This is a genomic window from Rhodococcus yananensis (assembly GCF_020515525.1).
Taxonomy (GTDB): domain Bacteria; phylum Actinomycetota; class Actinomycetes; order Mycobacteriales; family Mycobacteriaceae; genus Rhodococcus; species Rhodococcus yananensis.
In genome coordinates this window covers 1-11,821 of sequence record NZ_JAIYEP010000100.1, presented here as the reverse complement: position 1 = coordinate 11,821, position 11,821 = coordinate 1, and the positions used below count along the sequence as shown (strand labels likewise).

Genomic DNA, 11,821 nt, shown 5'->3' with positions numbered 1-11,821 from the left:
GTCCGAGTCGGTGACTCGGACCGGGGCGGGCTCACGCGAGTCGGCCGAGCCGGTCCCGCAGGGCCTGCTCGGTCTGGCGGACGGCGGTGCCGACGACGGGCTCGACGAGTTTGCCGAGCGCGAGTCCCGCGAGCCCGCCGGGCAGGCCGTAGGCGAAGTCGACGTCGAGCCGGGTCTGCTCGTCGTCGACGGTGGTGAAGCGCCACGACGAGGAGGTGCGGAACCCCGACACGGACGACAGGACGATGCTGCGGTCGCGTTCCCACTCGACGATCTCGACGCGGGATTCGAGATCCTTCGGACCGATGCGCATGGTGACGTCGTACACCGCGCCGAGGCCGTGGGTGCGGTCGCCGATGGGGTCGAAGCGGGTCACGCCGAACATCCATTCGGGCACGGTGCGGTGGTCGTCGATGTAGTCGAACGCGACGTCGACGGGGACAGCCGCGACGGCGCTGTGACGAACGTGGATCATGCTGCCGAACCCTTCCTGGAACATGTTTCTGTTACGGAGGGTAGCTGTTACCTGCCGGCAGGGGGCGATGCGGGCGGTTTCGATACCGAGACGTGGCCGGGGTCGCGGCTCGGAAACGGGGCGTGCACGATTGAGTAATGCGCTATCTATTCGGTTAGGATGGGCGCATGACCGCCGGCGACGTCGCTTCGACCCCAGCATCCGACGATCCGTTGGCGCTCGACCGGCAGGTCTGCTTCGCCCTCGCGATCGCCAACCGCGCGGTGCTGTCGGTCTACCGGCCCATCCTCGAACCCCTGGGTCTCACGCATCCGCAGTACCTGGTGATGCTGGTGCTGTGGGAGAGGGAACCGTTGTCGGTCAAGGATATCGGGCGTTCCCTCTACCTGGATTCGCCCACCCTCTCGCCGCTGCTGAAGAGACTCGAGGCATCGGGGTTGATCACGCGCTCGCGCAGCCACGTCGACGAGCGGCAGTTGGTCGTCGAACTCACCGAGCGGGGACGCGCGCTGCGTGCCGACGCCGAGCGGGTGCCGGGCACCGTCGTCGACCGCCTCGGCCTCTCCCTCGCCGAACTCCAGGACCTGCACGTGACGTTGACGCGCCTGAACTCGCTCGCCGCCCACGCCGTGCAACCCGACGACTGACGTTCCCGCCCGCACCCGCCGTCCCCGCACCCGACGAAAGAACAGTTCGATGACCTCCACCGATTCCGCCCGCCCAAGCCCCGCCCAGTTCGTGGGCTACGTGTTCGGTCGGACCCTGCCCGACTCGATGCGCGAGTGGGTCCGTCACGACGTCCTCGGCCCCGGCGGCAAGCGTCGATTCCTCCTGCGCTGGAACCTGCCGCTGATTCCGCCGTTGCTGCTGCTCCTCCTGATTCCGGCGTCATCGGTGTGGATTCCGATCATGATGATGCTGCTGTTGCTGCTGCCCTGGACGTATTTCTCGGTGGCGTTGATGCCGATCTGGCAGCGGCATCGGCTCCAGCAGCACGGCTTCGACCCCGCACTGCTCGGTGCCGAGGAGCGCGCCCGCGCGGACCGCGTGCGCGAGGACTACGAGCGTCGGCACGGCCGCCTGGCCTGAGCGTCCGCGCCCGGACGTCGCGGGCGGGTCGATACGGTGAGGGCATGAATCCGGCAGAGCGCTCCGCACCCACCGCACGCGGCTCGTGGCGGGACTACGGGCCGGTTTCGCTGCCGAAGCCGCTGGTGGCGGCGCTCGAAGCGTTTGCGGAACGCGGGTACGACGGCACCTCGATCCGGGAGATCGCTTCGCGGGCCGACCTGTCGGTGCCGGGGCTCTACCACCACTACCCGTCGAAGCACGCGCTGTTGGTGTCGCTGACGACAGCCGTGATGCGGGATCTGCTCGACCGCAGCCGGCGCGCCGTCGAGGAGGCCGGCCCCACACCGTCCGAGAAGTTCGACGCGGTCGTCGAATCGCTCCTGCGCTTCCACATGTTCCGCCGCGACCAGGCGTTCGTGGCGTCCACCGAGATCCGCAGCATGGACGAGCCCAGCAGGCGCGCGTACGTCGCCCTGCGCGACGAACAGCAGCGGATGATCGACGGCATCATCGAGTCCGGCGTGGCGGCGGGGGCGTTCGCCACTCCCCACCCACGGGATGCCGGCCGTGCCGTCGCGACGATGTGCATCGGCGTCGCCACCTGGTATCGACCCGACGGGCCGCTCGACCCCGACGAGATCGTCGAGCGCTACCGGGCGATCGCACGCCGCGCGGTCGGCGCGGTGTAGGTGCATCCGGCCGCATCCCGTCGCCCCGGGGGTTGACGGGATGGGTGGGCTGTGCCACCGTAGCCGCGACCGAGCGATCGATCGGTCGGTCCGGAAGGAGACTGCCATGCCCATCGACCTGTCCCACTCGGATCAGGTGCGTGACCTGGTCGCCAGGACCGAGGACTTCATCCGCGACCACGTGTTGCCCGTCGAGGACGCCCACGGCGGCGACATCGCCGTTGCCGGTGGTGACGACCTTCGCGTCGCGCTCCAGAAGGCCGCCAAGGAGGCAGGCGTCTTCGCGCCGCACGCTCCCGTCGAATACGGCGGACACGGACTCGGCATGGCCGACCGCGCCCCCGTCTTCGAAGCCGCCGGCTACTCCCTGTTCGGGCCGACCGCACTGAACATCGCCGCACCCGACGAAGGCAACGTCCACATGCTCGCGCACATCGCGAGTGACGACCAGAAGCGGCGGTACCTCGCACCCCTGGCCGCGGGAGACTGCCGCTCCGCGTTCGCGATGACCGAACCGGCACCCGGCGCCGGCGCCGACCCCAACGCCCTGCGCACCCGCGCCGAGAAAGTCTCCGGCGGATGGAAGATCAACGGGCTCAAGCACTTCATCACCGGCGCCGACGGAGCCGGCTTCTTCATCATCATGGCCCGCACCTCCGGTGAACCCGGGCAGCGCGGCGGCGCCACCATGTTCCTCACCCCCGCCGACACGGACGGACTGTCGGTCGGCCGGCACATCGGCACCCTCGACCGATCGATGATCGGCGGTCACTGCGAGGTGCGCTTCGACGACCTGTTCGTCCCCGACGACGCCGTCCTCGGCGAGGTCGACCAGGGCTTCGCGTACGCGCAGGTGCGCCTCGGACCGGCCCGCATGACCCACGTCATGCGCTGGCTCGGTGCCGCACGCCGCGGTCACGACGTCGCACTCGGATACGTCGCACGACGGGACGGATTCGGCTCCCGGCTCGGCGATCTCGGCATGATCCAGAAGATGGTCGCCGACAACGAGATCGACATCGCCGCCACCCGCGCTCTGCTGCTGCAGGCGTGCTGGGAACTCGACGACGGCTCCAAGGCGTCGAACGCCACCTCGATTGCGAAGACCTTCGCCGCCGAAGCGATCTTCCGCATCGTCGACCGGTCGGTGCAGATGTGCGGTGGACTCGGTGTCTCCGAGGACCTTCCGCTCGCGCGACTGTCGCGGGAGGTGCGTCCGTTCCGGATCTACGACGGCCCCTCCGAGGTGCACCGGTGGGCCATCGCCAAACGCGCCGTCGGTGCTGCCCGGCGCGCCGCAGCCGCGAAGGAGGAGACGGCATGACCACCGTGCACCACGAAGGTCTGGATCTGCCTGCACTGCACCGGTTCCTCGTCGACTCCGGGATCGTGGTCGACGGTGAACTGCGCGCGCACCTGATCTCCGGCGGCAAATCGAACCTCACCTACGGGATCGTCGACGACACGTCCCGCTGGGTGCTGCGTCGCCCACCGACCGCCGGCCTCACACCGTCTGCGCACGACGTGGCCCGCGAGTACCGCATCACCTCGGCACTCGTCGATTCCGGTGTACCGGTGGCACGTCCGGTCGCGCTGTGCGAGGACAACGCGGTGATGGGGGCGCCGTTCACCGTCGTCGAACACGTCGAGGGCCGGGTGGTGCGCAGCCGCAGCGACCTCGATGCCCTGTCGGACGACGAGATCGACGCGTGCATCGGCGAACTCGTCCGTGTGCTCGGCGGCCTGCACGACGTCGACTACGTGGCGGCCGGGCTCGGCGGGTTCGGCCGCCCCGACGGATACGTCGCCCGCCAGGTGAAACTGTGGGCGAGCCAGTGGGAACGCGTCAGGACCCGCGAACTGCCCGACCTCGAGCGCCTCCACGCGAGGCTCGCGGAGTCGATCCCCGAATCGCCGGCGCCGACGATCGTGCACGGCGACTACCGCATCGACAACACCATCCTCGACCCGACCGACACGGGGAGGGTTGCGGCCGTGGTGGACTGGGAACTGTCGACACTCGGCGACCCGAACACCGATCTCGCGTTGATGTGCGTGTACCGCAATGCGGCGCTCGACGACGTCCTCGGGTTCGACGCCGCCTGGACCAGCCCGCGACTGCCGTCCGCCGACGACCTCGTGCAGCGTTACGCCACGGTGACGGGCCGCGACGTCCCACACCGCGACTTCTACCTGGCGCTGGCGAACTTCAAGCTCGCCGTCATCTCCGAGGGCATCAACCATCGGTGGCGGGTCGGCGCGACCGTCGGCGACGGCTTCGACAAAGCCGCCGAAGCGGTTCCCGTCCTCGTCGCCGCCGGACTGGCCGCGATCGACGGAGCCGCCTCGTGACCGACAGCGCGCTCGTCACCGGCGCCTCCCGCGGGATCGGGCTGGGAATCGCGACACGACTCGCGCAACTCGGCTACGCACTGACCGTCACCGCGCGCGACGCGAACCGCCTCGGGGAGATCGCCGGGCACCTACGCCGCGAGGGCGCCGCCGACGTGCACGTCGTCGCGGCGGATCTCGCCGACCCCGCCACGCCGGAGGCGCTGGTCGGCGGACACGAGGCCGAGTTCGGGACGATGCGGGCACTGATCCTCAACGCCGGTGTCGGCACCGCCGGGCCCATCGCGGAGCTGCCCGCCCGGCGATTCGACAAGACCGTTGCCGTCAACCTCACCGCACCCGTCGCGGTGCTGCAGGCAGCGCTCCCGCTGCTGCGTGCCGCCGCGGCGGCCGACCCGGCGCGCGGCGCGAAGATCGTGGCGTTGTCGTCGATCACCGGTGTGTACGCCGAGGCCGGTCTGGCCGCGTACGGCGCGACGAAGGCGGCGTTGATCTCCCTCGTCGAAACCCTCGACGCCGAGGAATCCGGCAACGGTGTCTCCGCCACGGCCATCGCACCGGGGCACGTCGACACGGACATGTCGGGGTGGATCAAGGACCGCATCCCCGCCGAGACGATGATCCCGGTCGACGACATCGTCGAAATCGTCGACACCCTGCTGCGGTTGTCGTCGCGGACGGTGCTGCCGAAGCTGGTGTTGACGCGTGCGGGAGCCGGGCTGTACGGGGCGTGACCGGCGGCGCCGACAACACGCGCCACGGTGGTCCGTGCCCTCTGGCGATAGGTGGTTCCATCAGCCCGGCAAGCGACAGCGGGAACGACTACGGCCTGCGGGAACAATGAGTGCTCGCGGGAGCATGGTGACACGTCCGATCCTGTTTGCTACCGTTCTGCCCCAGCCGAATCAGGGGGGCGCATGGCGCAGGACGAATTCAGATCTGGCATGGAATCTGCCATACGTGAGGTGATCTCGAACGTCGGAAGCGATGACGGTCACGAGACGGCACTCGCAGATGCATACAGGACGGTTCGGCAGTGATGCAACGCCCACTGCTGATACTGGTTGCAATCCTTCTGTTGCCGGTGACGGCATGTGCCGCCGATGATTATTCCGACGACGCGGAGAAGCCCGACGAATCGGTTGTCGAGGCCATTCCGTATACGAGTTCGTGGTCGGCCGAGCCCCACATAGACCTGTTCGATCGAGGATCCGAACTCGTCCGGGCGGCAATCGAAGGTGGGCGTCACGCGTCGTTCTACGGAGTGTACGAGTCATACCCGGGTTACGTGGAAGCGCTCGGATATCCTGATTTCAGCATTGCCGATATCACCGGGATCGTATCCAAACGAAACCCTGGACCCGGCGAAATTACCCCACTGACGTATTGGTACCACATCGCCGATATCGCGGTAACGGCTGAGGAAATCACGGCGGAGGTCTGCGACGATCGAACTCTGGCGGTCCCCTCCGAGGCTCGGGGTCGTCACGGGCACGCGTGGGTTGTCACCTTGCAGAACACGACCGATAGTCCGGGCCTGCCCGGGTTGCCCGACTTGGATCCGCAGTCCGCCGATCCGGCCGTCCACCGTGTCCCGGACTGGAATGTGTACGGCAGTTGGAAGATCACCCGTCTACGGACCGGGGGTCAGAATCCCCGCGAGAATATCCCGCATCCGGCGTGCACGCAGTGGTGGTTGAGTCGGCATCCCGATACTGTCAAGGTCTTCGACAACTACACCTATACCCCAGTGGGTGATGTTGCGGCTGTGCCGGTTGCGCCCCAGTTTCCCGAATGGATCGGGCCGTCCCAACCCCGGTGACTCCGATGGGAGGTTTCGCACCGGTTCGGCGGCACATGCCGGAGCAATGTGTACGGTACCTACGGATACCGGTGAGTTCGTGATCCGGTGATCGGCATGAGAGACCACGAACGTCACGTCCGCATGCACGGTGGTCTCTGCCCTCTGGCGATCGGGTGGTTCCATCAGCCCGGCAAGCGACAGCGGGAACGACTACGGCCTGCGGGAACAATGAGTGCCCGCGGGAGTATGGTGACACGTCCGATCCTGTTTGCTACCGTTCTGCCCCAGCCGAATCAGGGGGGCACATGGCGCAGGACGCACTCAGAGTCGATCTTGACAAGCTGACGGAGATGGCTGGGAAACTCGACGAACTCGCCACCACCGCTTCCGTGATGAAAACCACACCGGACGAGTTGTGGCTCGGCACACCCACTCTGTGCCTGGAGTCGCTGCGCACCGTCCTCGACATCACCTCCACCCTCCTCGATACGGCCTTGGTCGATGCTGTCACCGAACGCTTCGAGGAAACCGCAGACATCTTCCGGGACAGTGTTGTCCAGTACTGGGACGCCAGCGACGACATGGCTGCGCAACTCGCTGCGACGTTCGTGTCCGCTGCTGGTGAGTGGACCACCGGGCAGCGCCCGTGAGCCCGACGAAAACCGAGATCCAGAGTTGGACCCCGCATTCGCTGCTCACCTGGCACCGGGCTTGGCTCGATCTCGGCACACGCATCGAAGCATTGTTCGACACCTACGTCGGCTACACCGTGAAGGTGCACGGCGGCTATTGGGAAGGTGCCGCCGCCGAGGCCGCCTGCGATCTCGCGCACTCCGACCGTAAAACCGCGTGCCATATCGCCGATGCCCTCGAGACCACCGCCGCATGCATCGAGGTCGGGTACTGGAACATTCAGGGAAACCTCGACGCGGCCCGCAACCAGCTCGCCACCGCCGAAGAGAATGGTTTCATCGTCACCGAAGACCTCCAGGTTCAGGACACGAACACCGACGCCACCGCCGAACGGGAAGTCCTCCGGTCCGGGCTGCAAGATGATCTGCGACGTTACGCCGCAGCGACCGCCGAGGCCGATCGCGCACTGTCGCGTCAGCTCGACGATGCACGCACCGATCTGCGCCTCGCCTTCACCTCTGCCGCGGCACTCGGCGATGTACAGGCCCACGCGGACGGCAGGGATCTCGCGGCCGGCACTGTCGATGCCGAAACCCTGCACCGCATCGCTGCAGCCGGCACGCTCACCGACGATCAGCTCGCGCAGGTCCGTGCAGGACTTCCGGCCGAGATTCCCGCATCTCAGATGGAGTATCTCAACACTCTCGCCCGTTCATTGGACGGGATGAGCCCGCAGGAGCTCACCGACCTGATGTCGACGTTGCCTGCGCCTGCCCGTGCCGGTCTTGCGAACTCGTTGCAGCTGATCTCCACCGATACCGTCACCGTCGCCACGGTGTCCGGGTTCAACGTTCCCGCACACGGCGGTGTCGAGCTGCTTCCCGACGGAATACGCGAGACGCTGTCGCGTGAGGATCGTGTGGTGTACAGCTGGACCGAAGTTCACGGTCGACTGTTTTCCGTCACCGAACTGCATGGTGTGGCCGACACCCAGGCGGTCGCGCAGATTGTTGCGGCGGGCGATTCCGAGTTCCGCGTTGGTAGTGCACTCGACAGGGGGCTCCTCGAGGCCGGGCGGGAGTATCTCGGTGTCGAGGTTGCTCGGGAACAGGTCCCGGTGTCCGAGCGTGGGTTCTTCATGGTCGACGGCAAAGGTCCGGAGGCCGGATATCTCGAACCGATCTTCGCTGCGATTTCCGATGATCATGTGGTGGTCGAGCAGGTGGTCACCGGGGAGCACGGCGGCGACTTCATCCACGATGTGCTGACACATGAGTGGTCGGACGAATCCGCGGTGATGCCGATGTTCGCGTTCGATGAGTGGGAGAGTGTGGTTCAAGATCCTGCTGATCCCGCCGATGTGGCCGAAGCGACTCGTAGTGGTCGGGTGATGTCGGCCGTTGCGGAGGCGATGAGCAGTGATGATGCATGGACCCGCCTGTCCAACATTCCGGGCACCGACCACAGGTCGATCGGGGAGGTCAATCCTGATCTTGTCCGGACCGTGGCGCACAGTATGACGCCCTACATTCCGCGGCTGGTCAGCATCGAATTGGAGGACCGTCCGGGGTTCGACATCGAGGGGTGGACAGACCCATCGAACAACAACACCTACCGTGGCTCGGTCAATGTGTTCGCAACGATGAACACGGACGAGGCTGCGGGAACCTACTTCAGCCGACAGGTGCTCGCTGAGATTGCAGCGGCTGAGATTCGATACGGCGAGAATCCTGATGTGGCGCTGTCCACACGGCACCTCAGCGATGCCGGGCGTCTACTCGGCATCCTCGACGAGGGGATCGAGCATGCGATCCAGGACGACTACAACGACGACTATGCGCGGGACCGAGCCGTCTATGACCGGAAGGCGAACGCCTACAACGCGATCACATGGATGGGCGGACACATAATTCCGGGAAGTGACATCGTTTTCGATACGATTTCCGCTGGAGGAAACCCGCTGCAAGACGCAGTTATCGGGCCGCCGCCCGAGTCGGCGAAAACCGCAGTCATCGACGAAATTGTACCGGAATATCAGCATTACATAGCGCTGGCTGCGATGAGTGACATCCCAGAAGAACTTCGGGTGAAATATGCCGAAATACTGTTCGATGATAATGGCGACTTGATGAACTTTGCAGAACTTCTACCTGGAGATTCCGAAAAGGAAGATAGGTCCAAGATGGAGGCCGCTGTACGTGAGGTGTTCGCGAACGTCGGAAGCGATGACGGTCACGAGACGGCACTCGCAGATGCATACAGGGCGGTTCGGCAGTGATGCGACGCCCACTGCTGGTACTGGTTGCAATCCTTCTGTTGCCGGTGACGGCATGTGCCGCCGATGATTATTCCGACGACGCGGAGAAGCCCGAGGAATCGGTTGTCGAGGCCATTCCGTATACGAGTTCGTGGTCGGCCGAGCCCCACATAGACCTGTTCGATCGAGGATCCGAACTCGTCCGGGCGGCAATCGAAGGTGGGCGTCACGCGTCGTTCTACGGAGTGTACGAGTCATACCCGGGTTACGTGGAAGCGCTCGGATATCCTGATTTCAGCATTGCCGATATCACCGGGATCGTATCCAAAGGAAACCCTGGACCCGGCGAAATTACCCCACTGACGTATTGGTACCACATCGCCGATATCGCGGTAACGGCTGAGGAAATCACGGCGGAGGTCTGCGACGACATGACCAAGGCGGTACCCTACGAGACTCGGGGTCGCCACGGGCACGCGTGGGTTGTCACCTTGCAGAACACGACCGATAGTCCGGGCCTGCCCGGGTTGCCCGACTTGGATCCGCAGTCCGCCGATCCGGCCGTCCACCGTGTCCCGGACTGGAATGTGTACGGCAGTTGGAAGATCACCCGTCTACGGACCGGGGGTCAGAATCCCCGCGAGAATATCCCGCATCCTGCGTGCACGCAGTGGTGGTTGAGTCGGCATCCCGATACTGTCAAGGTCTTCGACAACTACACTTATGCTCCAGTGGGTGATGCTGCGGCTGTGCCGGTTGCACCCCAGTTTCCCGAATGGATCGGGCCGTCCCAACCGCAGTGACTCCGATGGGAGGTTTCGCACCGGTTCGGCGGCACATGCCGGAGCGATACCTACGTGCGGCTCCGGTCCGACCGTTTCGAGTGTCGCGAGGACCGGCATGAGAGACCACGATCGTCACGTCCGCATGCACGGTGGTCTCTGCCCTCTGGCGATAGGGTGGTTCCATCAGCTTGGCAAGCGACAGCGGGAACCCCCACGGACTGCGGGAGCATGGTGACACGTCCGATCCTGTTTGCTACCGTTCTGCCCCAGCCGAATCAGGGGGGCGCATGGCGCAGGACGAATTCAGATCTGGCATGGAATCTGCCATACGTGAGGTGATCTCGAACGTCGGAAGCGATGACGGTCACGAGACGGCACTCGCAGATGCATACAGGACGGTTCGGCAGTGATGCAACGCCCACTGCTGATACTGGTTGCAATCCTTCTGTTGCCGGTGACGGCATGTGCCACCGATGATTATTCCGACGACGCGGAGAAGCCCGACGAATCGGTTGTCGAGGCCATTCCGTATACGAGTTCGTGGTCGGCCGAGCCCCACATAGACCTGTTCGATCGAGGATCCGAACTCGTCCGGGCGGCAATCGAAGGTGGGCGTCACGCGTCGTTCTACGGAGTGTACGAGTCATACCCGGGTTACGTGGAAGCGCTCGGATATCCTGATTTCAGCATTGCCGATATCACCGGGATCGTATCCAAAGGAAACCCCGGCCGAGGCCCTATTTCACCATCAACGTACTGGTACCACATCGCCGATATCACGGTAACGGCTGAGGAAATCACGGCGGAGGTCTGCGACGATCGAACTCTGGCGGTCCCCTCCGAGGCTCGGGGTCGCCACGGGCACGCGTGGGTTGTCACCTTGCAGAACACGACCGATAGTCCGGGCCTGCCCGGGTTGCCCGACTTGGATCCGCAGTCCGTCGATCCGGGCGTCCACCGTGTCCCGGACTGGAATGTGTACGGCAGTTGGAAGATCACCCGTCTACGGACCGGGGGTCAGAATCCCCGCGAGAATATCCCGCATCCTGCGTGCACGCAGTGGTGGTTGAGTCGGCATCCCGATACTGTCAAGGTCTTCGACAACTACACCTATACCCCAGTGGGTGATGTTGCGGCTGTGCCGGTTGCGCCCCAGTTTCCCGAATGGATCGGGCCGTCCCAACCCAGGGTGCCGTAGTTGTTGACCTCCAACGTTGTGACCTGTGGTTTCATGCACTCAAGACCAGGTCGACTGCACGATGAGGAGCAGCGGCCAGCCGCCGGCATGCCCGCGCGATGTTCGACTCCCCAGCCCGACGATGAAGACCGACCGCCACATTCCCCAGCGTCGCCATCACCTGCGGACCATGATCGGTACGGATGGTCGAACGGTCCGCCCCCGCAAGCGGGAGGTGCCCCCAGTCGAACGTCACATCCCGCGCATAGTGGACCTTGTTCTCGATGTGTCAGTGACCACGAATCCACGATGCCGGCAGCTTCGGCGGTGCCTGCTCGCACGGCAATGAGCAGATCGCATACACCACCTCGACACTCCAGGCTTCCGAGCCGATCAGGCGCCGATGTCGGGTGATCTGGATCGCTTGTCGGACATAGGGAAACCGCAGGCCACGGGAGGCGGTGACGATCTTGTAGCTGCGCTGTTCCTCGCGGCCGTGGCCACGCTCGGGCGGGTCGGACCACACCACCGGCACCAGCTCCCACGGCAGGCCGCGGATGCGGGTGAGCAGTCCCGGC

At 65.3% G+C, this 11,821-nt stretch carries 12 protein-coding genes and 1 pseudogene; 11 read left to right on the top strand and 2 right to left on the bottom strand.

What is annotated here, in order from left to right; translation table 11 throughout:
* Nucleotides 1-31 precede the first annotated feature (31 nt).
* Nucleotides 32-475: an SRPBCC family protein gene (locus tag LDQ05_RS17755; protein ID WP_226438275.1), complete on the bottom strand. Its 444-nt coding sequence runs from the start codon at nt 473-475 to the stop codon at nt 32-34.
* Nucleotides 476-642: 167 nt separating this feature from the next.
* Here LDQ05_RS17755 and LDQ05_RS17750 point away from each other — a divergent pair, with 167 nt between their 5' ends.
* From LDQ05_RS17750 to LDQ05_RS17700, 11 genes are all read left to right on the top strand, one after another.
* Entirely contained in the window at nt 643-1,122 is a 480-nt protein-coding gene (locus LDQ05_RS17750; protein WP_226438274.1) for a MarR family winged helix-turn-helix transcriptional regulator, read from the top strand.
* 49 nt (nt 1,123-1,171) lie between these two features.
* A complete protein-coding gene (locus LDQ05_RS17745) occupies nt 1,172-1,564 on the top strand; it encodes a DUF5313 family protein (protein WP_226438273.1) in 393 nt (130 codons plus the stop codon).
* 44 nt (nt 1,565-1,608) lie between these two features.
* Nucleotides 1,609-2,235 (top strand): TetR/AcrR family transcriptional regulator, encoded by a 627-nt coding sequence (locus LDQ05_RS17740; protein ID WP_226438272.1) that lies wholly within the window; start codon nt 1,609-1,611, stop codon nt 2,233-2,235.
* A 106-nt stretch (nt 2,236-2,341) separates the two neighbouring features.
* Nucleotides 2,342-3,559, top strand: a complete 1,218-nt coding sequence (locus LDQ05_RS17735) for an acyl-CoA dehydrogenase family protein (RefSeq protein ID WP_226438271.1) — start codon at nt 2,342-2,344, stop codon at nt 3,557-3,559.
* Nucleotides 3,556-4,587, top strand: coding sequence for a phosphotransferase family protein (locus tag LDQ05_RS17730; protein WP_226438270.1), 1,032 nt, complete (start codon nt 3,556-3,558; stop codon nt 4,585-4,587). The genes LDQ05_RS17735 and LDQ05_RS17730 overlap by 4 nt, the downstream gene beginning before the upstream one ends.
* On the top strand, nt 4,584-5,321 hold the full coding sequence (locus tag LDQ05_RS17725) for an SDR family NAD(P)-dependent oxidoreductase (protein ID WP_226438269.1): 738 nt from the start codon (nt 4,584-4,586) through the stop codon (nt 5,319-5,321). The genes LDQ05_RS17730 and LDQ05_RS17725 overlap by 4 nt, the downstream gene beginning before the upstream one ends.
* A gap of 302 nt (nt 5,322-5,623) precedes the next feature.
* Nucleotides 5,624-6,409, top strand: coding sequence for a hypothetical protein (locus LDQ05_RS17720; RefSeq protein WP_226438268.1), 786 nt, complete (start codon nt 5,624-5,626; stop codon nt 6,407-6,409).
* A gap of 287 nt (nt 6,410-6,696) precedes the next feature.
* Complete coding sequence (locus LDQ05_RS17715; protein WP_226438267.1) at nt 6,697-7,041, top strand: hypothetical protein; 345 nt, start codon at nt 6,697-6,699, stop codon at nt 7,039-7,041.
* Nucleotides 7,038-9,302 (top strand): TPR repeat domain-containing protein, encoded by a 2,265-nt coding sequence (locus tag LDQ05_RS17710; RefSeq protein ID WP_226438266.1) that lies wholly within the window; start codon nt 7,038-7,040, stop codon nt 9,300-9,302. Before LDQ05_RS17715 ends, LDQ05_RS17710 begins: the two co-directional genes overlap by 4 nt.
* A complete protein-coding gene (locus LDQ05_RS17705; RefSeq protein WP_226438265.1) occupies nt 9,299-10,084 on the top strand; it encodes a hypothetical protein in 786 nt (261 codons plus the stop codon). The genes LDQ05_RS17710 and LDQ05_RS17705 overlap by 4 nt, the downstream gene beginning before the upstream one ends.
* Nucleotides 10,085-10,472: 388 nt before the next feature.
* A complete protein-coding gene (locus tag LDQ05_RS17700; protein ID WP_226438264.1) occupies nt 10,473-11,264 on the top strand; it encodes a hypothetical protein in 792 nt (263 codons plus the stop codon).
* A 268-nt stretch (nt 11,265-11,532) separates the two neighbouring features.
* Here the strand turns inward: LDQ05_RS17700 and LDQ05_RS17695 are convergent.
* Nucleotides 11,533-11,821 (bottom strand): annotated as a pseudogene (locus tag LDQ05_RS17695) (ISAs1-like element ISMul1 family transposase); the annotation flags it as partial.